The sequence below is a fragment of the Micromonospora sp. NPDC047074 genome (assembly GCF_040643815.1).
GTDB lineage: Bacteria > Actinomycetota > Actinomycetes > Mycobacteriales > Micromonosporaceae > Micromonospora.
In genome coordinates this window covers 95,787-120,685 of the sequence record NZ_JBEYVB010000014.1, presented here as the reverse complement: position 1 = coordinate 120,685, position 24,899 = coordinate 95,787, and the positions used below count along the sequence as shown (strand labels likewise).

25 protein-coding genes and 1 pseudogene are annotated in these 24,899 nt (G+C 72.9%); 16 read left to right on the top strand and 10 right to left on the bottom strand.

From position 1 onward, the window contains the following. The first annotated feature begins 20 nt into the window (after positions 1-20). The 5 genes from ABZ809_RS19215 (at position 21) to ABZ809_RS19195 (ending at position 4,815) form a co-directional block, all read left to right on the top strand. Positions 21-1,037 carry a Ku protein gene (locus ABZ809_RS19215; protein ID WP_357563864.1) on the top strand — a complete coding sequence of 339 codons (1,017 nt, stop codon included), beginning with the start codon at positions 21-23 and terminating at the stop codon, positions 1,035-1,037. A 192-nt stretch (positions 1,038-1,229) separates the two neighbouring features. Continuing rightward, the gene (locus tag ABZ809_RS19210) at positions 1,230-1,916 is read left to right on the top strand and encodes an FKBP-type peptidyl-prolyl cis-trans isomerase (RefSeq protein ID WP_357563863.1); all 687 of its coding nucleotides are present in this window, start codon (positions 1,230-1,232) and stop codon (positions 1,914-1,916) included. A 190-nt stretch (positions 1,917-2,106) separates the two neighbouring features. After that, the gene (locus ABZ809_RS19205) at positions 2,107-2,931 is read left to right on the top strand and encodes a hypothetical protein (RefSeq protein ID WP_357563921.1); all 825 of its coding nucleotides are present in this window, start codon (positions 2,107-2,109) and stop codon (positions 2,929-2,931) included. 44 nt (positions 2,932-2,975) lie between these two features. Beyond that, complete coding sequence (locus ABZ809_RS19200) at positions 2,976-3,629, top strand: HAD family phosphatase (RefSeq protein ID WP_357563862.1); 654 nt, start codon at positions 2,976-2,978, stop codon at positions 3,627-3,629. Positions 3,630-3,798: 169 nt separating this feature from the next. Further along, positions 3,799-4,815: an NADPH:quinone reductase gene (locus ABZ809_RS19195; protein ID WP_357563861.1), complete on the top strand. Its 1,017-nt coding sequence runs from the start codon at positions 3,799-3,801 to the stop codon at positions 4,813-4,815. A 223-nt stretch (positions 4,816-5,038) separates the two neighbouring features. Here the strand turns inward: ABZ809_RS19195 and ABZ809_RS19190 are convergent, their stop codons facing one another. After that, positions 5,039-6,673 (bottom strand): fatty acid--CoA ligase, encoded by a 1,635-nt coding sequence (locus tag ABZ809_RS19190; protein WP_357563920.1) that lies wholly within the window; start codon positions 6,671-6,673, stop codon positions 5,039-5,041. 98 nt (positions 6,674-6,771) lie between these two features. On the opposite strand from ABZ809_RS19190, the gene ABZ809_RS19185 reads away from it, so the two are divergent. Next, positions 6,772-7,263 (top strand): NUDIX domain-containing protein, encoded by a 492-nt coding sequence (locus tag ABZ809_RS19185; RefSeq protein ID WP_357563860.1) that lies wholly within the window; start codon positions 6,772-6,774, stop codon positions 7,261-7,263. 20 nt (positions 7,264-7,283) lie between these two features. Here the strand turns inward: ABZ809_RS19185 and ABZ809_RS19180 are convergent, their stop codons facing one another. Beyond that, on the bottom strand, positions 7,284-8,951 hold the full coding sequence (locus ABZ809_RS19180) for an MDR family MFS transporter (RefSeq protein WP_357563859.1): 1,668 nt from the start codon (positions 8,949-8,951) through the stop codon (positions 7,284-7,286). 105 nt (positions 8,952-9,056) lie between these two features. Further along, complete coding sequence (locus ABZ809_RS19175) at positions 9,057-9,617, bottom strand: type 1 glutamine amidotransferase domain-containing protein (RefSeq protein WP_357563858.1); 561 nt, start codon at positions 9,615-9,617, stop codon at positions 9,057-9,059. A 114-nt stretch (positions 9,618-9,731) separates the two neighbouring features. On the opposite strand from ABZ809_RS19175, the gene rfaE2 reads away from it, so the two are divergent. From rfaE2 to ABZ809_RS19160, 3 genes are read left to right on the top strand one after another with little or no spacing between them, the layout of a single operon-like run. Then, entirely contained in the window at positions 9,732-11,537 is a 1,806-nt protein-coding gene (gene rfaE2 / locus ABZ809_RS19170) for a D-glycero-beta-D-manno-heptose 1-phosphate adenylyltransferase (protein ID WP_357563856.1), read from the top strand. Beyond that, entirely contained in the window at positions 11,534-12,412 is an 879-nt protein-coding gene (locus ABZ809_RS19165) for a glycosyltransferase family 2 protein (RefSeq protein ID WP_357563855.1), read from the top strand. The genes rfaE2 and ABZ809_RS19165 overlap by 4 nt, the downstream gene beginning before the upstream one ends. A 47-nt stretch (positions 12,413-12,459) precedes the next feature. Beyond that, positions 12,460-13,197 carry a DUF1963 domain-containing protein gene (locus ABZ809_RS19160; protein ID WP_357563854.1) on the top strand — a complete coding sequence of 246 codons (738 nt, stop codon included), beginning with the start codon at positions 12,460-12,462 and terminating at the stop codon, positions 13,195-13,197. Between the two features lie 27 nt (positions 13,198-13,224). Here ABZ809_RS19160 and ABZ809_RS19155 read toward each other — a convergent pair whose 3' ends face one another. The 3 genes from ABZ809_RS19155 to ABZ809_RS19145 form a co-directional block, all read right to left on the bottom strand. Continuing rightward, positions 13,225-14,346, bottom strand: a complete 1,122-nt coding sequence (locus ABZ809_RS19155) for a glycosyltransferase family 9 protein (RefSeq protein ID WP_357563853.1) — start codon at positions 14,344-14,346, stop codon at positions 13,225-13,227. A 6-nt stretch (positions 14,347-14,352) separates the two neighbouring features. Then, entirely contained in the window at positions 14,353-14,919 is a 567-nt protein-coding gene (locus ABZ809_RS19150; RefSeq protein ID WP_357563852.1) for an Hsp20/alpha crystallin family protein, read from the bottom strand. A 76-nt stretch (positions 14,920-14,995) separates the two neighbouring features. After that, positions 14,996-15,502 (bottom strand): DUF2231 domain-containing protein, encoded by a 507-nt coding sequence (locus ABZ809_RS19145; RefSeq protein ID WP_357563851.1) that lies wholly within the window; start codon positions 15,500-15,502, stop codon positions 14,996-14,998. Positions 15,503-15,648: 146 nt separating this feature from the next. Between ABZ809_RS19145 and ABZ809_RS19140 the strand changes: the two genes are divergently transcribed. From ABZ809_RS19140 to ABZ809_RS19125, 4 genes and pseudogenes are all read left to right on the top strand, one after another. Beyond that, complete coding sequence (locus ABZ809_RS19140; protein WP_357563849.1) at positions 15,649-16,266, top strand: pyridoxamine 5'-phosphate oxidase family protein; 618 nt, start codon at positions 15,649-15,651, stop codon at positions 16,264-16,266. Between the two features lie 190 nt (positions 16,267-16,456). Beyond that, positions 16,457-17,182 (top strand): helix-turn-helix domain-containing protein, encoded by a 726-nt coding sequence (locus ABZ809_RS19135; RefSeq protein WP_357563848.1) that lies wholly within the window; start codon positions 16,457-16,459, stop codon positions 17,180-17,182. After that, complete coding sequence (locus ABZ809_RS19130; RefSeq protein ID WP_357563846.1) at positions 17,179-18,471, top strand: MFS transporter; 1,293 nt, start codon at positions 17,179-17,181, stop codon at positions 18,469-18,471. Before ABZ809_RS19135 ends, ABZ809_RS19130 begins: the two co-directional genes overlap by 4 nt. 140 nt (positions 18,472-18,611) lie before the next feature. After that, a pseudogene (locus tag ABZ809_RS19125) lies at positions 18,612-19,061 on the top strand (SRPBCC family protein); the annotation flags it as partial. Positions 19,062-19,455: 394 nt separating this feature from the next. On the opposite strand, the gene ABZ809_RS19120 reads toward ABZ809_RS19125, so the two are convergent. The 3 genes from ABZ809_RS19120 to ABZ809_RS19110 form a co-directional block, all read right to left on the bottom strand. Next, positions 19,456-19,860 (bottom strand): VOC family protein, encoded by a 405-nt coding sequence (locus tag ABZ809_RS19120; RefSeq protein WP_357563845.1) that lies wholly within the window; start codon positions 19,858-19,860, stop codon positions 19,456-19,458. 90 nt (positions 19,861-19,950) lie between these two features. Further along, a complete protein-coding gene (locus ABZ809_RS19115; protein ID WP_357563844.1) occupies positions 19,951-20,487 on the bottom strand; it encodes a DUF4240 domain-containing protein in 537 nt (178 codons plus the stop codon). A gap of 34 nt (positions 20,488-20,521) precedes the next feature. After that, positions 20,522-21,136, bottom strand: coding sequence for an HD domain-containing protein (locus tag ABZ809_RS19110; protein WP_357563843.1), 615 nt, complete (start codon positions 21,134-21,136; stop codon positions 20,522-20,524). 181 nt (positions 21,137-21,317) lie between these two features. Here ABZ809_RS19110 and ABZ809_RS19105 point away from each other — a divergent pair, with 181 nt between their 5' ends. The 3 genes from ABZ809_RS19105 to ABZ809_RS19095 are packed head-to-tail and all read left to right on the top strand — an operon-like array spanning position 21,318 to position 23,494. Next, a complete protein-coding gene (locus tag ABZ809_RS19105; RefSeq protein WP_357563842.1) occupies positions 21,318-22,193 on the top strand; it encodes an ATP-binding cassette domain-containing protein in 876 nt (291 codons plus the stop codon). Beyond that, positions 22,193-22,795, top strand: a complete 603-nt coding sequence (locus tag ABZ809_RS19100) for a hypothetical protein (protein ID WP_357563841.1) — start codon at positions 22,193-22,195, stop codon at positions 22,793-22,795. The genes ABZ809_RS19105 and ABZ809_RS19100 overlap by 1 nt, the downstream gene beginning before the upstream one ends. A gap of 54 nt (positions 22,796-22,849) precedes the next feature. Beyond that, positions 22,850-23,494: a class I SAM-dependent methyltransferase gene (locus ABZ809_RS19095; RefSeq protein ID WP_357563840.1), complete on the top strand. Its 645-nt coding sequence runs from the start codon at positions 22,850-22,852 to the stop codon at positions 23,492-23,494. Between the two features lie 9 nt (positions 23,495-23,503). On the opposite strand, the gene ABZ809_RS19090 is transcribed toward ABZ809_RS19095, so the two are convergent. Beyond that, entirely contained in the window at positions 23,504-24,724 is a 1,221-nt protein-coding gene (locus tag ABZ809_RS19090) for a low temperature requirement protein A (RefSeq protein WP_357563839.1), read from the bottom strand. Between the last annotated feature and the right edge of the window lie 175 nt (positions 24,725-24,899).

The window sequence follows — 24,899 nt, the reverse complement described above, 5'->3', positions numbered from 1 at the left end:
CCGGCGAGAGGAGCACGGGGATGCGGGCCATCTGGAAGGGAGCCGTCTCGTTCGGCCTCGTCTCGATCGGGGTCAAGCTCTACTCGGCCACCGAGGAGAAGGACATCCGCTTCCACCAGGTGCACCGGGAGGACGGCGGCCGCATCCGCTACAAGCGCACCTGCCAGGTCTGCGGCGAGGAGGTCAGCTACGACGACATCGCCAAGGGCTACGACATCGGCGGCGGCGAGATGGTGATCCTCACCGACGAGGACTTCGCCGAGCTGCCGCTGTCCAGCTCGCGCGCGATCGACGTGCTGGAGTTCGTCCCGGCCGAGCAGGTCGACCCGATCCTCTACAACAAGGCGTACTTCCTGGAGCCCGAGGGCACTGCCACCAAGCCGTACGTGCTGCTGCGCGACGCGCTCGCCGACTCGGAGCGGGTGGCGATCGTCAAGGTGGCACTGCGCCAGCGGGAACAGCTCGCCACGCTGCGGGTCCGTGAGGGCGTGCTGCTGCTCAACACGATGCTCTGGCCGGACGAGATCCGTACCCCCGACTTCGGTTTCCTCGACGAGGACCTGAAGGTCCGCGCGCCGGAGCTGGCGATGGCCAGTTCGCTGATCGACTCGATGGCCGGCGAGTTCGAGCCGGACGCGTTCACCGACGACTACCGGACGGCGCTCCAGGAGGTCATCGACGCCAAGGTGGAGGGCCGCGAGGTGGTCCAGCCGGAGGAGGTCGAGGAGGCCCCGCCCGCGGCGGTGGACCTGATGGCGGCGCTGCGGGCGTCCGTGGACCGGGCCCGGGCCGCCCGTGGTGAGGCGCCGGCCGGCGGGGGCGGGGAGCCCACCCCTATCTCTTCGGCCCGTTCGGCGCAGAAGAAGGCCGCCGAGAAGAAGCCGGCGAAGGCGCCGGCCAAGAAGGCCGCCGAGAAGAAGGCCCCGGCCAAGAAGACGGCTGCGAAGAAGGCGGCGCCGAAGAAGGCCGCCGAGGGTGAGAAGAAGCCGGCCGCCGGGAAGGCCGCCCCGAAGAAGACGGCCCGCAAGACCGCCTGAACCCCATTCGTACGCGTACCCGTCTCCCGCACGGGCTGTGTTCTCCGACTCCGTTACCGCGTTGGCAGGGGGCCCTTCCGCTACCGAAAACGTTAGTAAGGTGCCCTTCCTTACCGCAGGGGCGGTGGTCGAGGGGGCGCGGTGGGCGGCCGGGCGGGTACCGTGTGCGTCGGCTTTCCCCCCGGCACTCCGATGCCGGCCACACCTTCGCAGCAGGGAGTCGACGCCGTGAGCGAGCGTACGCAGAACCGAGCCCAGAAGTCGGAGCGGCGGCTGGCCGCCCAGTTGGCGGCCCAGAAGGCGGCCGAGGCGAAGCGTCGCCGGCAGGCCTGGGCCGGTGGGCTCGCCGGTGTCGCCGTGGTCGCGGTGCTGATCACCGTCTTCGTGACGATCGGGCGCAACAGCGACGGCGACGAGGACCAGACGAGCACCGCCTCCTCGGCCGGCCCGTCCGCCAGCGCCCCGGGCGCCCAGACGCCGCCCGCTCCGCAGCTCCCGGCCGGTGCGGACCCGGCGCTGGGCAGCAAGCCGACCGTCGCCGCCGGCGAGGGCGAGCTGAAGAAGCTCGTCGTGACCCCGCTGATCAAGGGCACCGGCCCGGCGGTGAAGAAGGGCCAGACGATCACCACGAACTACGTCGGCGTGTTCTACAAGGACGGCAAGGAGTTCGACTCGTCGTGGAACAGCGGCCAGCCGGCGTCCTTCGCGATCGGCGTCGGCCAGGTCATCCCGGGTTGGGACCAGGGCCTCGTCGGGGTGACCGTCGGCAGCCGTGTGCAGCTCGACCTCCCGGCCGAGCTGGCGTACGGCAACGACGCCGCCGGCGGTCGCCCGGCCGGTCCGCTGCGCTTCGTGGTGGACGTGCTCGCGGCCCAGTGACCTCGGTTTACCGGGCGATTCGCCCGGGATGTCGTCCGCCGTTGATGGGGTAGCCCACACGGGGGTTCCGGCCTGTCACCCACCCGCAGTAGGTTCAGCGTCACCCGGACGGCCCGGCCGTCCGGGTGCCATACCGGACGGGGAGGTGCACGTGACAGCGCTGGACGACGCGGGGCGGGCGGCCCGGGTGATGTGGACGCACTACGAGCCGGTCCACGCGGTCACCTACTTCCATCCCCGCGCCCGGGCCGCCTTCGAGGCGGCCGGGCTGCGGGGCTTCTGGCGCGGCTACTTCGCCGGCCGGGCCGCGCCGCTCGGGCCCACCGAGCCCGCGCCCGTGGTCGCGGCGTTCTTCAACTTCGCCCCACACACGGTGGCCCGGGCGCTGCCGGCCGTCTGGCGGCTGGCCACCCCGCAGGAGGCGCTGCGGGCGCGGCTCACCGGCGCGGTGCAGGCGCTGGCCGAGCTGACCTACGAGCTGCCCGAGTCGCACCTGGTCGAGGCCGCCGAGTTGCTGGAGGCCGCCGCCACCGAGGCGGAGCCCGCCGGCCGGGTGCTCGGCGCCGCCAACGCCGCCCTGCCGCGCGGCGAATACCCGCTGGCCCGGCTCTGGCAGGCCGCCACGACGCTGCGGGAGCAGCGCGGTGACGGGCACATCGCGGCGCTGGTCGCGGCCGATCTCGACCCGGTGGAGACGCTGGCCTGGCGGATCGCGGTCGACATCTCCCCGGCGCAGCTGCTCGGGCGGGGATGGACCGAGGAGCAGTGGGCCGACGCCCGCGCACGCCTGGTCGGGCGGGGCTGGCTGACCCCCGACGGCGAACCCACCGGGGACGGCCGGGCCCGGTTCCAGGCGATCGAGGACGCCACCGATGCCGCCGCCGCCCGCCCGTGGCGGGCGCTGGGCCCGGAACGCACCGACCGGCTGCGGGAGCTGCTCGAACCGATCGCCCGCGCCGCGCACACCGTCATCCCGTCGAGCAACCCGATCGGCCTGCCCGCGCTACGGACCTGACCGCCGGCCGGATCCGCGTACGGCCCTTCGGGCAGGATGGGCACGTGGCGGATGCGGTGGTCTTCGACCTGGACGGCGTGATCGTGGACTCCGAGCCGGTCTGGGAGGAGGTCCGGCGGGCGTACGTGGCGGCGCACGGCGGGACCTGGCAGGCCGACACGCAGCGCCGGCTGATGGGCATGAGCACCGCGGAGTGGGCCCGCTACCTGAGCGGGGAGCTGGGCGTCGACCGGAGTGCCGAGCAGGTCGCCGCCGACGTCGTCGAGGAGATGACCCGGCGGTACGCGGCCCGCGTACCGCTGATCGACGGGGCCGACGGGGTGGTGCGCCGGCTGGCCGGGCGGTGGCCGCTGGGGCTGGCCAGTTCGTCGCCGACGCGGCTGATCGCGGCGGCCTTGGCCGCGACGGGGCTGACCGACGCGTTCGGCGCCACTCTCTCGACCGAGGAGACCAAGCGCGGCAAGCCGGCGCCGGACGTCTACCTGGCGGTCGCCGAGCGGCTGGGCGTCGACCCGGCCCGCTGCGTCGCCGTGGAGGACTCGTCCAACGGCGTACGGTCCGCGGCCGCCGCCGGGATGACGGTGGTGGCGGTGCCGCACGGCGCGTACCCGCTGGATCCGGACGCGGAGCGGCTCGCCGCCGTGGTGCTGGCCTCGATCGGCGGCCTGACCCCGGAAACGGTCTCCGCGCTCGACTAGGCGGCGATCAGGACGTCATGGACCACAAGACCGCCCGGTAGCGCCCATCACGTCCTGATCACCGGGGGTGCTCACTCGCTCGGGCTGCTCCGGGCGGCATGGGTGGGGGTTCGCCGGGTACCGCAGCCGACGAAGCCCCGGCCGGGGGCCGCCGGGTGAGGAGACGGGGATGAAGGCGATCGTGTACGAGCGCACCGGTGACGCCTCGGTGCTGCAACTGGTCGACCGGCCGGTGCCGGAGCCCGGCCCCGGCGAGGTCCTGGTGCGGGTGGCGTTCTCCGGGGTGAACCCGACGGACTGGAAGTCCCGCTCGCAGGGGAAGCTGCCGGCGGGCTGGCAGATCCCGGGGCAGGACGGCGCGGGGGTGATCGAGGCGGTCGGCGAGGGCGTCGACCAGGAGTTGATCGGCGAGCGGGTCTGGTTGTGGGAGGCCGCGTGGCAGCGGCCCTGGGGCACCGCCGCCGAGTACACGGTGGTGCCGGTCCGGCAGGCGGTGCCGCTCGGCGACGCCTCCTTCGAGCTGGGGGCCTGCCTGGGCATCCCGTTCCTCACCGCGCACCGCTGCCTGACGGCCGGCGAGTACACGCCGGACCGGCTGCACCCGGGCGCACTCAGCGACCACACGGTGCTCGTGCAGGGCGGGGCGGGCGCGGTGGGCAACGCGGCCGTCCAGCTCGCCCGGTGGGCGGACGCATGCGTGGTCGCGACGGTCAGCAGCCCGGAGAAGGCGCAGTTGGCGGCGGCGGCCGGCGCGTCCTTCGTGGTCAACTACCGGGAGCAGGACGTGGTCGAGGAGGTCCGCAAGATCGCGCCCGACGGGGTGCACACCATCGTCGAGGTCTCCGCGGCCCGAAACGCCGCCGTCGACGTGCAGCTGCTCCGGCGCGGCGGCGCGGTCTGCGTGTACGCCGACGACGGCGGGGACGAGGTGACCCTGCCGATCCGGCCGTTGATGGCACCGAACGCGCGCTGGCAGTTCGTGCTCGTCTACACCGAGCCGAAGGCGGCCAAGGCCCAGGCGGTGGTGGACGTGGCCGCCGCCGCGGCGCAGGGCGGGATCCGGGTCGGCGAGGACGCGGGCCTGCCGCTGCACCACCACCCGCTCTCGGCGGCCGTGGCGGCGCACCGGGCGGTGGAGAACTCGGTGGTCGGAAAGGTGCTGATCGCCACCAGCGGGGGTCGGTGACGCGCCCGGCGGGCCGGGCCACGGTCGCCCGGAACCCCGGTTGAGCTGGGCGAGTTTCCCCGTCACCGGGACAGAGGCGAACAACTTTCGCAAGAATGACAGTGCGGGTCAACCCGCATGGAACGGGCGGCCCCGGCGCGGTGCGAACGCCGGGGCCGCCCCTGGGGAGGGACACCTCAGGAGTTGGCCCCCACCCCGACAGGCGACGGTGCGCCTGAAACCGTTACGGGGCCGTCAGCTCCCGGACAGTCAGCTCGCCCCCGGCGTACCGGGAACGCACCACCTTCTTGTCGAACTTGCCGACGCTGGTCTTCGGCACCGCGTCGATGACGGCCCAGCGTTCCGGCAGCTGCCAGCGGGCCACCGACCCGGCCAGGAACTCCCGCAGCTCCTCGACGGTCGCCGACGCCCCCTCGCGGAGCACCACGGTGGCCAGTGGCCGCTCGCCCCAGCGCTCGTCGGGCACCCCGACCACGCACGCCTCCAGCACCGCCGGGTGGGCCATCAGGGCGTTCTCCAGCTCGACCGAGGAGATCCACTCGCCGCCGGACTTGATGACGTCCTTGGCGCGGTCCGTCAGGGCGATGTAGCCGTCCGGCGAGAGGGTGCCGACGTCACCGGTACGCAGCCAGCCGTCGCGGAACTTCTCCTCGTCGGGCACCTCGTCGCCGACGTACCGGGCGGTCACCCACGGCCCACGGACCTCCAGCTCGCCGACCGCCGTGCCGTCGGCGGGCAGCGGCTCGCCCAGCGGGCCGACGATCCGGGCCTCGACGCCCGCCGGCACCCGACCCTGCGTGTAGCGGTAGCGCCAGGCCTCCTCGCCGGTCGCGCCGGCCGGCGGCCGGGAGACCGAGCCCAGCGGGGACATCTCGGTCATCCCCCAGGCGTGGATGACGTCGATGCCGTGCCGGTCGGCGAACGCGTGCATCAGCGCCGGCGGGCAGGCCGACCCGCCGACGATCACCTCCCGGAGCGAGGAGCTGTCCACGTCGTGGGCGTCCAGGTGGGCCAGCAGGTCGGTCCAGATGGTCGGCACCGCGCCGGCCAGGGTGGGCCGCTCGGCGGCGATCATCTCTGCGATCGGCCCGGCCTGGAGGAACCGGTCCGGCATGATCAGCGACGCCCCGGAGAGGAAGGCCGCGTACGGCAGCCCCCACGACATCGCGTGGAACATCGGCACGATGGCCAGCTCCCGGTCGGTCGGCCCGAGGCCGAACCCCTCCGGCATGCAGACCTGGAGCGAGTGCAGGTAGATCGAGCGGTGCGAGTAGGCCACGCCCTTCGGGTTGCCCGTGGTCCCCGAGGTGTAGCAGAGGGCCGCGGCGTCGCGCTCGTCCACCTCCGGCCAGTCGAAGGCGTCGGGGCGGTCGGCCAGCAGGGCGTCCCAGTGGTGCACGGCGATCCGGTCACCGGCCGCCGCCGTCAGCGGGCCCGCGTCACCGCCGCCGACCACCACCACGTGCCGCACCGTGGTCATCTCGCCGATCACCCGGGCCAGCAGCGGGACGAGCGTCGAGTCGACAAGCACCACCCGGTCCTCGGCGTGGTTGGCGATGTAGGCGACCTGGTCCGGGAAGAGCCGGATGTTGAGCGTGTGCAGCACGGCACCCATGCTCGGCACCGCGAAGTACGCCACCAGGTGCTCGGCGTTGTTCCACATGAAGGTGGCGACCCGCTCGTCGCCGGTGACACCGCACTCGTCGCGCAGGGCGTGGGCGAGCCGGGCGGACATGCGCCCGACCTCGGCGTACGTCATCCGGCGGGGCTCGCCGCCCGTCCACGTGACCACCTCGGCGGCTCCGTGCACGATCGAACCGTGGCCGAGGATCCGGGAGATCTGGAGGGGCGCGTCCATCATCGTGCTACGCATGGGTAACAAAGTAGTGTCGGCGATCACAAGTTGGGAACCCTGGAAACCCGATCGCCGCCGGCCCCACCCCGTAAATTGTCCGGATGAGCATCTCCTGGGCTGATTCGTACGTGGGACAGCTCCGCGCGCTCGCCGGTGACCGGACGCTGATGTTCGTCGGCGCCCGGGCCGTGATCCGCGACGGCGCGGGGCGCCTCCTGCTGATCCAGCGCTCCGACAACGGCCAGTGGGCCCTGCCCGCCGGGGCGATGGAGCTGGGCGAGTCGATCGCCGACTGTGCCGTCCGCGAGGTACGCGAGGAGACCGGCCTGCGCGCCTTGCGCGTCAACGCCTTCGCCCTCTACACCGGCCCGGACCGCACCCACACCAACGTGTACGGCCACACGTACCAGGTCTTCACGACGGCGTTCCGGGTCGAGGAGTGGGACGGCGAGCTGGCCCGGGTCACCGACGAGACGACCGACGCCGGCTTCTTCCACCGGGCGCAGCTACCGGCCCCGCTCTCCGCGAGCGTCCCCGAGACCCTCGCCGACCTGGACGTCTTCGAGCAGACGAACCGGCTGATCCTCAAGTAGGGCCGGCCCGCCCGACCTCGTCAGAGCATCGTCTGACTCTTCGCCTCCATCTCGGCGGCGGCTTCCTCCTTCGACTCCCGGGACAACGGCTTGCCGCCGGGCGCCGGGCCCTCGCCGCCGAGGCCGTCCGTGCCGCCGGAGGCACCGCCCGGCCCCGCGCCGCGCAGCTTCTCGTTCGGCAGCGCGAGGGTGACCAGCACCGCCACGATCGCGATCAGGCCGGTGGTCAGGAAGACCAGGTGCAGCGACTCGACGAACGCCGCCTGGACGGCCGCGCGCACCGGCGCGGGCAGCGCCAGGATGGTGGCCGGATCGTTCACCGAGACGTCCGCCCCGCCGCTCGCCGCAACCGCGGCCTGCTGGGGCGGCGGCAGTTGGGCGATCGCGCCCGGCAGCCGGTCGGCCAGCTCCGAGGTGAGGCGCGACGACAGCACCGCGCCGAGGATGGCGACGCCGAACGAGCCGCCCAGCGACCGGAAGAACGTCGCCGACGAGGTGCCGGCGCCCAGGTCCCGCATCGAGACCGAGTTCTGCACCGCCAGGATCAGCGACTGCATGCAGAGCCCCAGCCCGACGCCGATCACGACCATGAAGCCGAAGGCCACCCAGAGCGAGGTCGCCACCTCCAGCCGGGTGAACAGCAGCATGCCGACCAGCAGCACCGCCGCACCGGCCACCGGGAACCACTTGTACCGCCCGATCCGGCTCATCGCCCGGCCGGTCAGCACCGAGGTGACGATGATGCCGGCCATCATCGGCAGCATCAGCAGGCCGCTGCGGGTCGGCGAGGCGCCCTTGACGATCTGGAGGTAGAGCGGGATGAAGATGATCGACCCGAACATCACCAGGCCGAGCACAAAGCCCGCCGAGTTGGCCAGCGCGAACGTGGCGCTGCGGAACAGTCGCAGCGGCAGGATCGGCTCGGCCACCCGGGCCTCCTGGAGCACGAAGAGCACGCCGAGCACCGCGCCCGCGACGAAGAGGCCGACGATCACGCCGGAGCCCCAGGCGTACTCGTTGCCGCCCCAGCTCAGCGCGAGCAGCAGGCAGCTCACCCCGGCGACCAGCAGCCCCGCGCCGAGCCAGTCGATCGCGTGGTCCCGGCGGGTGAACGGGATCAGCCGCAGCACCCGGGAGCAGACCAGGATCGCCAGGATGCCCAGCGGCACGTTGATGTAGAAGATCCACCGCCAGTCGGTCTCGGCGAAGTAGCCACCGACCAGCGGGCCGGCGACCGAGGAGAGGCCGAAGACCGCCCCGAACAGCCCCTGGTAGCGGCCGCGCTCCCGGGGCGACACCACGTCCGAGATGATGGTGAACGCGAGCGTCATCAGGCCACCGGCGCCGAGTCCCTGGACGCCCCGGGTGACGATGAGCTGGGTCATGTCCTGCGACAGCCCGGCCAGCAGCGAGCCGAGCAGGAACGTGCCGATGGAGAAGAGGAAGACGGGGCGCCGCCCGTACAGGTCGGCCATCTTGCCGTAGAGCGGCGTCGAGGCCGTGGAGGCGAGCAGGTACGCCGTCACCACCCACGAGTAGTGGTTGATCCCGCCCAGCTCCCCGACGATGGTCGGCAGGGCGGTGCCGACGATCGTCTGGTCGAGCGCGGCCAGCAGCATGCCGGTCATCAGGCCGAACATCAGCAGCCGGATCTGCCGTCTGTCGAACGCCGGGGCTTGCGTGGTCATCCCGCCTCATTTCCCCGCTGACCCGAAACATGCCCGCGGCCGGTCCACTCGTCGGTCGTGCGGCCGGCGGCGCTGCGGACCACCGGCCGCACGCTAAACGATCCGTCAGCGGGACGAGTGCGGGCCCTCGGCGAACTCTTCCACGATCTTCGCGCAGAAGGCCGGCAGGTCGTCCGGCTTGCGGCTGCTGACCAGGCCGTTGTCCGTGACCACCTGCTCGTCGACCCAGGTGGCGCCCGCGTTGGTCAGGTCGGTGCGCAGGCTGGGCCAGGAGGTGATCCGGCGGCCCCGCACCACGTCCGCCTCGATCAGTGTCCACGGGCCGTGACAGATCACCCCGACCGGCTTGCCGGCGTCGAAGAACGCCCGGACGAAACGCACCGTCTCCGGGTCGGTCCGCAGGAAGTCCGGGTTCGCCACCCCGCCGGGCAGCACCAGCGCGTCGTAGCCGCCGGCGTCCGCGTCGGCCGCGGTCACGTCCACGTCGTACGTTCTGGACTGGTCCAGGTGGTTGAAGGACTGGATCGTGCCGGGCTTGGGCGAGACCAGCTCCACCGTCGCGCCGGCCTGCTCCACCGCCTCGCGGGGCTGGACGTACTCGACCTCCTCGACGCCGTCGGCGGCCAGGAACGCGATCCGCTTGCCCTGAAGTGTCGTCGCTGCCATCGTCGTGTCTCTCCTTTCCGGGGGTACCGTCCGTCCCTTCCCGGCGGCAGATGCCCGAAACCCGTCGCCGGAGCACCAGGTTTGACCCGGGTGCCCCGGGGGACCCGGCACGGCATGGCAGGAGGAGCAGCGGAACAGCGCCGGCTCGCCACCGTGGTGGAGGGCTGGCTGGGGCGTCCCGTCCTGGTCGTCGGCGACGCGATGCTGGACGACTGGCGGTTCGCCGAGTCCGACCGACTGTGCCGGGAGGCGCCCGCACCGGTCCTCACCCTGCGCCGGCGGATCTCGGCGGCCGGCGGGGCGGCGAACACCGCCGTGAACGTCGCCGCGCTCGGGGGCCGGGCGGTGCTGGTGGCGCCGGTCGGCGCGGACGTCGCCGGCGACGAGCTGCACGACTGTCTGGACCGGGCCGGCGTCTGGGACCGCACGGTCAACCAGCCCGGTCGCCCGACACCGGTGAAGCGGCGAATGCTGGCGGGCAACCAGATCCTGCTGCGGGAGGATTCCGGCGACCCCGACGACGCGCTCGACGACGACGGGGTGGCCCGGCTGCTCACCGCGCTGGACTGCGCGACCGAGGAGCTGCGCGCCGCCGGCCGCGAGGCGCCCACGCTGGTGGTCTGCGACTACGGCCTGGGGGCGCTGCCCGCGCCCGTCCGCGCCTGGCTGGTCGCCCACCGGCAGCGGTACGCGACGGTCGCGCTGGACGCCCACGACCTGGCCGACTGGCACGGCCTGGCCCCGACCGTGGTGACCCCCAGCTTCGCCGAGGCGACCCGGCTGCTCGCCCGGACGACCGGCACCCGCCCGGCAGCGGGCGGCGAGCTGCACCTGGACCACCCGGGCGGCGACGCCTCCGACGGCCCCTCCGAACTCACGGTGGGCGTCTCGCCCGGCCGCACCGGGCCGCACCTGGACACCCCGCACCCGGCGGGGCCGGCCGGCGGCCTCGGGGCGACCGGCGAGCCGACCCCCGGCGAGGACCGGGTGGCGATGACCGGGGACGGGCTCACCGTGACCGGCACCGGCGTCACCGTCAACGCCACCGCCGGTGAGGGCGTCGACCGGGCCGTACTGGCCGAGGCCCGCCTCGCCGAGCTGCGCGCGCACACCGGCGCGGACGTGGTGGCGGTGACCCTGGACACCGACGGCGCGGTGGTCGGCGGGGCGGACGGCGAACCCCGGCGCAGCCACAGCACCCCGGTGCCGGCCAGCCACGCGGTCGGGGCGGGCGACGCCTACCTGGCGGCGATGACGCTGGCGCTGGCGGCCGACGCGCCGCTGCCCACCGCCGCCCAGCTGGCCCAGCTCGCCGCGACGATCACCGTGTCTGACACCGGCACCTGCGTGTGCCGCCGGGAGGACCTGCTCACCGCGCTGGACGTGCCGGTCGACAGGGCCGGGCAGCGGGCGCTGGTCGGTGCCGGCGAGCTGGCCGCGATCGTCGCGGAGCACCGCCGGGCGGGCCGCGCCGTCGTCTTCACCAACGGCTGCTTCGACGTGCTGCACCGGGGCCACGTGCGCTACCTGGAGCAGGCCCGGGCGCTCGGTGACCTGCTGGTGGTGGCCGTCAACTCCGACGGCAGCGTACGCCGGCTGAAGGGCCCGGACCGGCCGGTGAACCCGGTCGAGGACCGGATCGCCCTGCTCGCCGCGCTGGCCTGCGTGGACCACGTGGTGGTCTTCGAGGAGGACTCCCCGGCCGGGCTCATCGAGACCATCCGACCCGACGTGTACGTCAAGGGCGGCGACTACCCGCCGGAGATGGTGCCGGAGGCGCCGCTGGTGCGCCGGCTCGGCGGGCAGGTCCGCACCCTCGGGTACGTGCCGGACCGGTCCACCTCGGCGATCATCGACCGGATCCGGGCCCACGGCCAGGAGCCCCAGGAGGACACCTCCCTGACACCCGAGCCGACGTGAACCGCCCGCTCGACCCCGGCACGGCCGGCGGGTTCCGCGCGGATCGGCTGCTCGACGTGCTGGTCCCGACCCGCAACCGCCCCGCCGAGCTGGCGGTGACCCTCTCCGGGCTGGCCGCGCAGGAGGGCGTGCCCGGGTTCGGCGTGGTGGTCAGCGACCAGTCCGACGGCGACGCCGCGTACCGGCACCCGGCGGCGGCCACCATGGTCCGGGCGCTGCGCCACCGGGGGCACCCGGTGCTGCTGACCCGCCGGCTGCCCCGGCGCGGGCTGGCCGAGCACCGGGCCTACCTGCTGGCCGCCTCCGCCGCGCGGTACGTGCTCTGCCTCGACGACGACGTCTGGCTGGAGCCCGGCACGCTGCGCCGGCTGGTCACCGCCATCGAGGAGCTGGGCTGCGGCTTCGTCGGCAACGCGGTGCACGGGCTGTCGTACGCCGACGACGTGCGGCCGGAGACGCACCGGCACTACGAGGAGTGGCCTGGCCCGCCCACCCCTGAACGGATCCGCCCCGGCACGCCGGAGTGGGAGCGGGCGTCGATCCACTCGGCGGCGAACCTGCTGCACGTGACGCGGAAGCTGAACCTGTCGCCGGGGTCGTGGCGGGCGTACAAGGTGTCCTGGATCGGCGGCTGCGTGCTGTACGACCGGGCGAAGCTGCTCGACTCCGGCGGGTTCGACTTCTGGCGGCGGGTGCAGGAGAAGCACCAGGGCGAGGACGTCGCCGCCCAGCTCGCCGTGCTGGCGCGGCACGGTGGCGCCGGTGTCCTGCCCAGCGGCGCGTACCACCTGGAGTCGCCGACCACGGTCACCGAGCGGGACGTGGAGGCCTGGGAGGTCGTGCTCGCCGACGAGGACGCGACCCAGCCGGCCTGAACACCCAGTCCTCCGGTTGTCTCACCCCACTGCGACAATGCCGATCCGTGAATGAACTGGAAGCGTTCCGCGCTGCTGCCCAGAAAAAGGGAATGCCCGACGACGCCATCGACTGGTGGCTGCGCCTCGCGCGCCCCTGCCTCTATCTGGAGAAGGCCGGCAGCGGCCCGGTGGTCGGGCACTTCGGCGGCACGCCGGCGCTGCCCGCCTCGGTGGCCTGGCCGGACGACACCGTCCACCTGGCCTCGATCGACCTCGCCGCGCTCCCCGACGGCACGCTCGACCTCGACCTGCCCAGCGACGGCACCCTGGTGTTCTTCGTGGAGCCGGACATGCCCGCCGACACCGGTCAGGTGATCCACGTGCCGGCCGGCGCGGTGGTCGCCGAGGCTGAGTCACCGTCCGGCTGGGACCCGTACGACCGTTTCCCCCTGCACGCCACGCCGAACTGGAGCCTGCCCGAGAGCGCTTCCTTCAGTCCCGGCTATACCCCGGGCGACCGCGACGACGAGCGCGACTACAGGAACATCGTGTGGGATCTCGGCGGCGAGCACGACGCCGGCGAAGTGGTCGTCCTCGGTGGTTACGGGCTGTCGAACACCGGTGGTCTTGGCGTTCCCGTCAGTGCGAAGCATGTGTTGCTGGCCGAGTTCTTCCTGACCGAGGAGATGGTCGGCGATGACTTCGGGACCGACTACGCCACCGTCTTCTACACGATCAACCGCGACAGTCTGGCTGCCGGCCGCTTCGCGGAGGTCTCGGTGAGCGCCGACTTCCACGGCTGACCTGCGGCGCGGGCGGAGGCGGGCCGCTCAGGGGGCGCCGGGCTCCCGGTGGAGTAGTTCGCGGGCCGCCTCCACGACCTCGATCACCGGCACGTCCCCGACGAACGAGTCCCGGTGCGGGCACTCGCCGTCGCCGGGGCGGTGCGGGTAGATGCCCGGGGTGCAGTCCACCCCGCAGACCGGGCAGCGCACCGTCCACGAGCTGATCGGCCGGTGCCGCCCGCGCAGGGGGTTCGCCACCGTGATCAGGTTGCCGACCCAGTAGATGCCGACGGTGGCGGTGCCCACGGCGGCGGCCAGGTGCAGCGGCCCGGTGTCGTTGGAGACCACCAGCTCGCAGCCGGCGTAGCAGCCGGCCAGCCCGCCGAGGCTGAGCGTGCCCACCTGTGGCCGGACCGGCACCCCCGCCGCCGCGACCACCCGGTCCACCACCTCCCGCTCGGCGGGGGTGCCGGTGACCAGCACCTCGTACCCGTCGCCGACCAGCTCGCGGGCCACCTCGGCGAAGCGTTCGGCGGGCCACCGCCGGCGGGTGTCCGTGGCGCCGGGGTGCAGCGCCACCCTCGGCCGCCGCGCCGGGCCGAGCACCTCGGCGGCCTCGGCGTGGTCGGCGCCGGTCACCGCCAGGGCCGGGACGATGGTGGTGGCGGGCGCGCCGACGAGCGCGGCCACCTCCAGGTAGCGGATCACCTCGTACTGGTAGTAGACGTAGCGGATCCAGCGGTCCAGCGCTGGCGCGTCCTCGGCCCGCAGCCCGGCGGTGACCCGCGCGCCGAGGGCTGCCATGAACGGGTTGGAGTTGGCGCCGCCGCCGTGCAGTTGCAGCGCCAGGTCGAAGCGTTCCTCGCGGGCCGTGGCGAGGAAGCCGTCCATCGTCGACTCCGGCTCGCCGGGCTCCGGGTGGCGGATCCCCGGCGCCGGCGGCACCACAAGCACCCGGTCCACCGGGCCGGGACGGTCGCGCCAGAGCTTCGCGTGCCACGGCGCGCCGAGCAGCACGATCTCCGCCTCCGGGTACGCGGCCCGCAAGGCGTCAAGCGCGGGCAGGACGAAGATGAAGTCGCCCAGCGCGTTGGCGCGCAGCACGGCGATCCGGCCGACGTCGGGCACGCGCCCGGCGGCGGGGCCGAGCAGTTCGGGGGCGACCACGCGTGGCTACGGTCGGTCGGTCTCGCCGAGGGCGATGTCGGGGTGGTGCATCTCCCGGTCCGCTGCCGGGTCGACGACTGTCGGCGTACCCCCGGTGATGCCGCCTGGGCGGGGGCCGGTGCGGCCGACGGTGATGGTGCGGGGCGCGGGCCGGGCGGCCCGGGGCAGCCGCACCCGGAGCAGGCCGTGGTCCATGACCGCGTCGATGGCGTCGGGGTCCACCCGGGACGGCAGGTCGACCCGGTACTCGAAGCCCCGCGTCTCGAAGCCGCCGGGGATGCCGTGGTCGGCGTTGACCTCGGCCTCGGAGCGGGCCCGGACGCAGAGCTCGCGGTCGTCCAGCTCGACCGCCACCTCCTCCGGCGCCACCCCGGGCAGCCGCACCACGACCTCCCAGCCGTCGGCGGTCTCGGCCAGCTCGACGTCCGGCGGCCCGGCCCGGCCACCGACCAGCCGGCGCAGTTCGGTACGCAGGGACTGGAGCTCACCCATCGGGTCCCAGCCCTGCTGCCGGCCGCGCCAGCCCCGGCCGGGCCCGCCGCCCTGTGCCGGCCCTCCGTCACGCTCGCTCATGCCGGCCCTCCGCTCCGCTCCGGGCCGCCACGAGGCAACACCGCACTGAGCCGAATGATTCGCTCGCTGCGCTCGCTCATTGCGCCCCTCCGATCCGTTGGGTGGCCGCCGCGGGTCGCAGTGAGCTGGGCGCGTCCAGGTCGGCCTCCCGGTCCACGCCGACACCGAGCCGGTCCACCAGTTCCCCGCCCAGCCACGCGCTGACGCCGAGGATGGCCAGCGCGACCACCTCGATGGCGATCAGCGCGCCGCCGGCGGCCCGGGAGTCGGCGTTGAGCCGGACCACCCAGATCGCGGCGAAGAGCAGGAGCACCGCCAGGTTGGCGGCGGCGTGGGTCAACGCCACCCGCTTGGCGCGGGTGCCCTGCGGGATGGCCAGCAGGTCGAACGTCCCGGCCACCGCGGCCAGCAGTCCACCGACGAGGCCGACGGTGATGTTCCAGTACGCGACCTCGCCGAGGAAGTCCGGCCCGCCCACGGTGTCCACCAGGTCGAACAGGACCGCGGTGACCAGCAGGCCGACCGGGAACATGACAAGCATCGGGTGGACGGGGTGGCCCAGCACCTTGAGTCGGCTCTCCATCGGGCCTCCACTGCTCCGTCTCCGCGGGCGGTTCGGGTGAGGCGGTACCCCTGCCGACGAGGGGCAAACCTCGCGCTGGCCGCGCTCTCCTAGGCTGGCGGAACGTGGCACACCGCCACCTGGGACAACGCACGGGGGAGGTTCACGTGACGGTGGAGATCACCTCGCACGAGGAGCTGCGCGAGCTGCTGGGGGCGCCGACGCCGCGGGCGCTGGGCAAGGAGCGGCCCGTCCTGCACCCACGGGACCGGGAGTGGCTCGCCGCGTCGCCGTTCTGCCTGGTGGCGACGGCCGGCGCGGACGGCAGTTGCGACGTCTCGCCGAAGGGCGACCCGCCCGGCTTCGCGAAGGTGCTGGACGACCGGACCATCGCCGTCCCCGAGCGGCCGGGCAACCGGCGTGCCGACGGTTACCGCAACATCCTGGACAACCCGCACGTCGGGCTGATCTTCCTGATTCCCGGGCGCACGGACACGCTGCGGATCAACGGCCGGGCCCGGCTGGTCCGCGACGCCCCATGGTTCGACGACATGGTGGTCGAGGGGCACCGCCCGGTCCTCGCCGTGATGGTGGAGATCGAGCAGATCTTCTACCACTGCGCGAAGGCGTTCCTGCGCGGCCGGTTGTGGCAGCCGGAGACCTGGCAGCCGGGCGCGTTGCCGACCCGGGCCCGGCTGGTCAAGGAGGTCGAGTACCCGGCGGCGGACCTGGCGGACCTGGAACGCCACTACGGCCCGGACTACGTCGCCTCGATCTACCGCTGAGCTTCCCACCCCCGCGGCACCTCGCCGATCTTGCACTTGAGGCCCACGTTATGAGCAATATGCGTAATTCGTCGGGGCAGAAACTGCAAGATCGCGGGGGCGGGGGTTGGCCGGGGGGTGGCGGGGGGGGTGGGGGGTCAGCAGGGTCGGGCGGTTGCTAAAGACATCTTTATAAAGATAGCTTTAGGGTATGTCGCTGCCCGAGGTGAAACTCACCGACCCCAAGGCCCTGCGCGGCTACGCGCACCCGCTGCGGATGGCCCTGATCGGGCTGCTGCGGCAGCAGGGCCCGATGACCGCCACCCAGGCCGCCGAACGGCTCGGCGAGACCGTGCCGAACTGCTCGTTCCACCTCCGCCAGCTCGCCAAGTACGGGCTGGCCGAGCGGGCGCCCGCCGCCGACGCCCGGGAGCGGCCCTGGCGGGCGACCGCCCTCAACACCTCCTGGGACGACGCCTCCGACGACCCGCAGACGCGGGCAGCCGTCGACGAGTTGAACGCCGTCCAGCTCGCCCTCTACACCCGCCGCGCCGAGGAGTTCCTGACCAGGCGGGCCGAGGAGCCGGCCCGGTGGCGGGCGGTCACCGGGTTCAGCGACCGGCCGGTGCACGTCACCGCCGAGGAGATGGCCGAGCTGAACGCCCGGATCGACGCCCTGCTCGCCGAGTACGACGACCGGATCACCGACCCGGCGAAACGCCCGGCCGGCAGCCGGAAGGTCAGCCTCATGCACCTGGCCGTCCTCACCGACCCACCGCCGTCCGGCGCCTCCGCCGCCGGACAGGATGGCACCACCGGCGGCGAGCCGGAGGGCACCACCGGCGGCGAGCCGGACGGCACCACCGGCGGCGAGCCGGACGGCACCACCGGCGGCGAGCAGGCGGGCACCTCCGGCGGGCGGGGCGGCGCCCGATGAGCGCCGAGGCGACGGCCACCCCGGTCACCGCCGCGCGCGGCGGGCCGCCACGCGGTCCGCTGCCCCGGCTGCTGCGCGAGCGGGTGTTCCGCCGGTACTGGTCGGCGCAGACCGTGTCGTACTTCGGCGACGAGATCTCCACCCTCGCCCTGCCGCTGCTGGCCGTGCTGGTGTTCCAGGCCACGCCCGCCGAGATGGGTTACCTGACCGCCGCCGCGCTCATCCCGAACCTGCTCTTCTCGCTGCTCGCCGGCGCCTGGGTGGACCGCTACCCGCACAAGCGCCGGCTCATGATCCTCACCGACCTCGGCCGGGCGCTGCTGCTCACCGCCGTGCCGGTCGCCTACCTGCTGGACGTGCTCACGCTGGCCCAGCTCTACGTGGTGGCCTTCACGGTCGGCACCCTCGCCCTGATCTTCGAGGTCGCCCGGGGGCCACTCTTCGTCTCCGTCGTGCGCCGGTCCGACTACGTCGAGGCGAACACCCTGATCAACGGCAGCCGGGCGATGTCCCTGGTGGCCGGGCCGAGCATCGGCGGTGTCCTGGTGCAGGTGCTCACCGCGCCGATCGCCCTGGTCGCCGACGCACTGTCCTACCTCGTGTCCGCGTACTTCCTGGTGCGGATCCGGCCGACGGAGCCGGCGCCCGCCCGCGGCGGCGGCCTGGCCCTCGGCGCCGGGCTGGGGTTCATCGCGCGGACGCCGATGATGCGCGCGACCGTGCTCGGCACCACCACGATCAACCTGTTCAACTTCATGTTCATCGCGCTGTTCGTGCTCTACGCCACGCAGGAGCTGGGCCTCACACCGGGCCTGCTGGGCGCCGTACTGGGCGCGGGCGCGGTGGGCGGCCTGATCGGCGCGGCACTCACCGGCCGGCTGGTACGCCGCTTCGGCATCGGCCCGACGCTGCTGGCCGGGTTCTTCCTCTTTCCCGCGCCCCTGGTGCTCATCCCGCTCGCCGGGGGGCCGACGCCGCTGGTGGTCGGGATGCTCTTCGCCGCCGAGTTCCTCTCCGCCGTCGGGGTGATGATGCTCGACATCACGGTCGGGTCCGTGCAGACCGCGCTCACCCCGGAGACGCTGCTGGCCCGGATCACCGGCGCCCGGCGCACCATCAACTACGGCGTCCGGCCGATCGGCGCGCTGCTCGGCGGCGCGCTCGGCAGCGCCCTCGGCGTACGCCCGGCACTGTGGATCGCGACGGCCGGGGCGGTCGCCGGGGTGCTGTGGGTGGTCTTCTCGCCGGTCCGCCACCTGCGCGAACTGCCCGAGCAGGCGGCCGGCTGACCGACCGTCCCTTGTGGCGTCTTGGCGGGTCCCGTGATTGAACGCCCGAACCGGGGGTAGGAGTTCAGGTGACGACGACGGCTCTCCGCAGCGATTCTCCGCAGCGACGAGAGCGGTAGACCTGAGAAGGAGGATTGCCCGTGACCACCACGGTCGAGAAGTCCATCGAGGTGCACGTCCCGGTCAGCACCGCCTACAACCAGTGGACCCAGTTCGAGGAGTTCCCCCGCTTCATGGGCGGCGTCCGCGAGGTGCGCCAGCTCGACGACAGGCGGATGCACTGGGTCGCCGAGATCGCCGGGGTCCAGCGCGAGTGGGACGCCCGTGTGCTGGAGCAGCTGCCCGACCAGAAGGTGGCCTGGGCGGCCACCGAGGGTGTGACCAACGCCGGGGCCGTCTACTTCCAGCCCGTCGGCGCCGACCGCACCATGGTCCGCCTGCACCTGGAGTTCGAGCCGGAGGGCCTGGTCGAGAAGGCCGGCGACAAGCTCAACATCATCGAGCGGCAGGCCGAGTCCGACCTGCGGAGGTTCAAGTCGTACATCGAGGAGCGAGGCGTGGAGAGCGGCGCCTGGCGCGGCACGATCGACAACGGCACGATCGACAACGGCCTCGGTGTCGGCACGCCGGACGTCGGCTACGCCGGCACGGCGGGGCACCGCCACGACACCGACTTCGACAACCGGCCGCACACCACGAACGGCCAGGCGTACGTGCCGGGCGACGTCGAGGGTGCCCCGGGAGTCGGCACCGCCGGATACCCGCAGCGGCCCCTCTGATCCGCGTTCCACACGCCAGCCCCGTCAGCGGACGGCCCAGGTCCTTCCCGACCCGGGCCGTCCGCTTCGTGTCGGCCCGGGTCGGAGCCGGGCGCTCCGTGGCGGCCCAGGTCGCAGCCGCACGCACCGTGGCGGCCCAGGTCGCAGCCGGTCGTCAGATCGGCTGCCCCAGCTCTCCCGGGAGCGGCGGGGGCGGCGGTCGGCGTCAGTGTGGTTCCGCGAGCACCATCCACAGGTGGCCGTCGGGGTCGGTGAAGGAACCCGTGTAGCCCCAGGGCTGCTGCCCCGGCTCGACGACGATCTCCGCGCCGGCGGCCCGGGCCCGCTCGACGAGCTGGTCGGCCTCGGCCGGCGTCGCGACCGGGAGGCTGACGACGCACTCGCTCTGCCCGCGCCGGGCCACCTCGTGGTGGCCGATGGCCCAGCCGAAGCCGCCGGTCGGCACCAGCATGATGCGGAGGCCGTCGTTGAGCGCGTACTGCAACGGCTCGGGGATGCCGTCGTCCGCCGGCTCACCGACGGCGTCCAGGCCGAGCCCTTCCGAGTAGAAGCGGTAGGAGGTGGGGCGGTCGGCTATCGGCAGGCTGACGACGACGGGTGCGTACTGCATGAAATGCCTCCACAGGCTGATGGATGGGCCGATATCAGGATGCACCCCCGGGCGCCCGACGGCCGGCGTCGCTGGCCCGCGCCCGGGTGGTCATTCGCGCCAGCCCGCCGGATTGGTGCAGGACTCCCGGGAGATGCCCGAGCCGGTGACCGGCCAGTCGCCGAACCGCTCCCGGTGCAGGCGGCCGAAGAAGTAGCACATCGCCTCGCAGTCGGCGTCGGGGACGGCCATGGTGGGGTCGACGCTCACTGCCTCGTAGAAGTCGCGCCCGAGCGCGACGATGAACCCGCGACAGTAGAGGAAACCGTCGTCGGAGCCGTCGGTCACCTCGTGCACGTCGGCCCGGTCGATGTCGTGCAGCTTGCGCTCCAGCACCCGGTCGAGGTCGGTGAGCTCCCGGCCGGACAGGCCCGCGCTGAGCTCGCGGAGGTTGTCGAGGAACCGGTCGAGCCACGCGCCGATGGCGTAGGCACCCTCGTCGTCGACGCCGGGCTCTCGGGTGAGCAGCGCCCGTCGGTGCGCCGCGGGCTCGTCGCCGAGCCGCTCCCAGGCCGACTCGACGAGGGCCCAGAACCGGGCCTCCTCCTCGCTGGTCGGCAACCGCACACCCTCGGAAAGATCAGTCACGCCGGGAGGGTAGCGGCCTCCACCGACAGGTGCCTCAGATCAGCGGCTGCTGGTACCGGCGGGACAGTGGTGGGAGGTCCGGCTCACCGAACTTCTCCACCAGCGCCGCGAACCGGACCACCTTGTCCGCACCGAACCGCCGCACGCCGGCAGCGTACGACGCCGCTGTCACGAACGTGGGCGGCGTCGTCTTGCTGTGGAACTTGTCCGCGTACATCACCAGTTGTTCCTCCACGGTGTCGGCCGTGTAGTCGTCCACCGGGAGCGGCAGGCGCTGCCGCAGCACGTCCGTACGGGTGAGCCCCACGCCGGTGTGGTGGGCACAGAACCTGCTGACCAGCTCGGGATATCCGAGATCACGGAGCAACGCCTGCCCCAGCACCCCGTGCCGGACGTAGTTCTCGTGATCGAGTTGCCCCGTCACGCCGTACAGGCGGTAGACGCCGATGTCGTGCAGCAGGCTTCCCGCACGCACCAGTGCGACGTCGAGGGGCGAGTCGTACCTGTCGAGCAGTTGCTCCGCCACGGCGCAGACGATCTGGCAGTGGGTGTAGACGAGCGTGAAGGCTTCCTCGCTCGGCGCGTACCGTTCGTGCAGCGCCCGGATCTGCTCGTCGGTCGGGATCGTCGTCGTACGGTCGATCGTCAAGTGCCCACACCCGCCTCGCAGGGGCCGTCGTCAGCAGCGGGCAGCGCTGTCCGGGCCGCGATTGTAGGTCGAAGACAAGCGATGGCGCGATGCCCCGAGGCTGCCGGCGGGCCGGCACGGGGTTCCTGGCCAGGCACCCCGGCGGGCTGGCACCGATGGGACGCCCGGGGATAATGCCCGGGTGATCCAGGCCCTCGACCTCACCAAGGCGTACGGCCGTGTCACAGCCGTGGACGGTCTCAACTTCTCCGCCAGGCCCGGCAGGGTCACCGGATTCCTCGGGCTCAACGGCGCGGGCAAGACCACGACCTTGCGGATGCTGCTCGGTCTGACGCGGCCGACCTCCGGGCAGGCGTTGATCAACAACACCAGGTACCGCGACCTCCCACACCCGCTGCGGCAGGTCGGCGCGGTCCTCGACCAGGGCATCAGCCATCCCGGGCAGACCGGCCGCGCCCACCTCGTCGCCCAGGCCATCGTCGCGGGCGCGAGCCGTTCCCGGGTGGATTCGCTGCTCGAACACGTGGGGCTGGCGCATGCCGCCGACAAGCGCAGCGGCGACTACTCGCTGGGGATGCGCCAGCGGCTGGCGGTGGCGACCGCGCTGTTGGGCGACCCGCCGGTCCTCGTCCTCGACGAACCGGCGAACGGCCTGGACCCGGAAGGCATCGCGTGGCTCCGCCAGCTGTTGCGCGACCATGCCGGCAAGGGCGGGACCGTGCTGATCTCCAGCCACCTGCTGTCCGAGCTGGCCCAGCTCATCGACGACGTCGTCGTCATCGCCAAGGGCAGGCTCAGATGCGAGGCACCCCTCACCCACCTGTACGACGCCTCGCGACGCCGCCTGCGGGTCCGCGGTCGCGACCCGCGGCGGCTGTGGCAGGCATTCGAAAGCTTCGGCGGACAGGTCACCACCGACGGGCACGCGCTGGAGGTGGTGGGGCTCTCCCCGGAGCAGGCCGGTGACATCGCCTTCGACGCGCGGGTGCCGATCTACGAGATGACCGTCGACACCCCGAACCTCGAACAGATCTTCCTCGACCTGGCGGCGGGCTGATGTACGCGCTGTTACGCAGCGAGCTGTACCGGGTGGCGACGATCCGGTCCAGCCAGATCTCGATCGTCGTGTTCAGCGCCCTCGGCATGCTCTTCGGCTGGTTCAACGTCGACGCCTGGGGGCTGCTGGCCGGGATGGGAGCGTTCGGGCTCGCCGTCATGATCGTGGCCCAGCACCACCAGCACCGCACGGCCGTCCTGCTCTACCTGGCCCGGCCGAACCGGATGACGGTGCTGATCGGCCAGGTGCTGACCAGCGTGATCGTGGCCGTGGCAGTCGCCGCGGTGAGCGGTGTCCCGGTGCTCGTCAAGGGCGACCCGACCCACTACACGGACACCCTGGCCGTCGTGCCGGTCATGGCCGTGTTCGGCGCCGCCAACGCAGCGATCGTACGCCGCTCCACCTGGGTCTTCCTGGGTTACGCCGGATGGTTCGTCTTCGTCGAGGGCCTGATCGGCAGGCTGAAGGCGCCGCTGCCGTTCTCCGCCTTCCTGGAGGCCGGCACCGGCGACAGCCGCAATCTCGTGATCACCGCGGCCTGGGCGCTCCTCGCCAGCGGGGTGGCCCTGGTCGCCGTGCGCCGCGACCTGACGGGCGACTAGCGACCCGCGACGCGGTCCGACGGCCCGACCGGTCCCTGGCCTAGGGTCGCCGCCATGGATGTCGAGAGCTGGTTGGCGGACACGCGCACCTCCTACGACACGGTGGCTGCCAGCTACGCGGACCAGTTGCGCGACCTCCTGGCCGAAACGCCCTACGAACGGGCGGCGCTGACGCTGTTCGCCGAGTTCGTGCAGGCCGCCGGTGGCGGGCCGGTCGCGGACGTGGGCTGCGGCCCGGGGCGCATCACCGCCTACCTGCACGAGCTTGGCGTCGACGCCTTCGGCATCGACCTCTCGCCCGGGATGGTCGAGGTGGCGCGGCGTGACCACCCCGGGCTGAGGTTCGAGGTCGGTTCCATGACCGACCTCGATCTGGCGGAGGGCTCGGTCGCCGGCCTGGTCGCCTGGTATTCGCTCATCCACGTCCCCGACGCCCAGATCGGCGCGGTCCTCGCGCACTTCCGGCGGGTGTTGCGTCCCGGCGGCCCGCTGATGCTCAGCTTCCACGTCGGCGACGAAGCCACGCTCAAGACACAGGGCTACGGCGGCCATCCGATGAAGGTCCACGTCCACCGCCGCCAGCCCGACCGCGTGGCGGCCCGGCTGCACGAGAGCGGGTTCACGGTCGAGGCGCAGATGACGCTCACCTCGGCCGAGAGCCGGCTCGGCGGAATGATCTTCGCCCGCCGCCGGCCCTGACAGTCTCCGCTAGACGGACGGGGACGGGGCCTCCAATGGGCGGCCGGCGGCGCGTCGCGCGTCCGCGACGGCGACCCCGAGCAGCACGACGGCGGCGGCGATGGCGGCGAGCAGCGGCGGGCCCGACGCCAGCGGCAGCGCCAGCAGGGCCAGAGCGGCGATGCCGACGAGCCGGCGCACGGCGAGCCGGTTGAAGACGACCCGTTCCAGCCGGCTGCGGCCGAGCAGGAAGACCACCGGCCCGCCGAGGATGACCACGAGCCAGGCCGGCTCGGCGGACCCGCCGGGATGCGCCAGCACGATGTCCGAGCCCGTCGCGACGGCGGTGATGCCCAGCACCATGAGCACATGCGCCGCGCCCACCAGCCGGCCGGCAGCCGCCGGGTCCGACGACATCTCGACGGTCTCGACCAGCACCTGGCCGGCGCGGTAGAAGTAGATCCGCCACATCAGCACGGACGACAGGAACGTGGTCACCAGGGCCGTCGTGGTGGCGAGCGTGGCGGGGTGGTTGGCGTAGGTGAGGCCGATGGAGAGCACCGACTCGCCGAGCGCGATCAGCAACAGTTGCTGGTAGCGCTCGGGGAGGTGGCGGCTGCTGGCCATCGCCCACGCGCTGACCGGCGGCCGGCGCACGCCGGGAACCGGCCACCTGAACCGCGCCACGACCAGGTCCACCGCGATGGCGACCACCCACAGGGCGACCCGGTGATCGCCGCTCGTCACCGCCCCGGTGAGCCAGATCATGCCGGACACGCCGGACCAGATGGCCACCTGGGCGTAGAGCGCTCTCAGCTCCTCCTGCTGCCGCAACAACGGCCGCAGCAGCAGAGGGCGTCCGACGTGCAGCAGCACGTACACGACGGCGAAGGCGGCACCGCGCGCCTCGAACTCGTACGGCAGGGACGCCGACATGATCAGCAGGCCGAACGCGCTGATCAGGACCAGCAGCTGGATCCATCCGTTGCGGCAGTCGAACCGGCTCGTGATGTACGCCGTCGTCGTCCAGAGCCAGAGCAGCGGGAGGGCCAGCACGAGCGTGTACACGAGCGCCAACCACTGCAGGCGCACGTCGCCGGAGAGGAGGTCCGGCACCATCCGGCTGACCACACCGGTCAGGGCGAAGACCAGCACCAGGTCGAAGAACAGCTCCAGGAAGCTCGCCTGCCGGGCGTCCTCCTCGCCGCGCAGGATGCTCCCGCCCCGCGCCGGCTCGGACGATCGCCCCATCCACCCATGGTCGCCGGAGCGTCGCCCTGCACGCGCAGATTCGCCCTTTTCACCGGCCCGGGAAGTGACGGCGGTAGGCGCCGCATGAGCCGGGCGCGGATGGCGACCGCGCCCAGCTGCAACAAACCTGCATATGTCGATCCTTGCGCTTCAGGCAAACGCTTTCCTAGCCTGG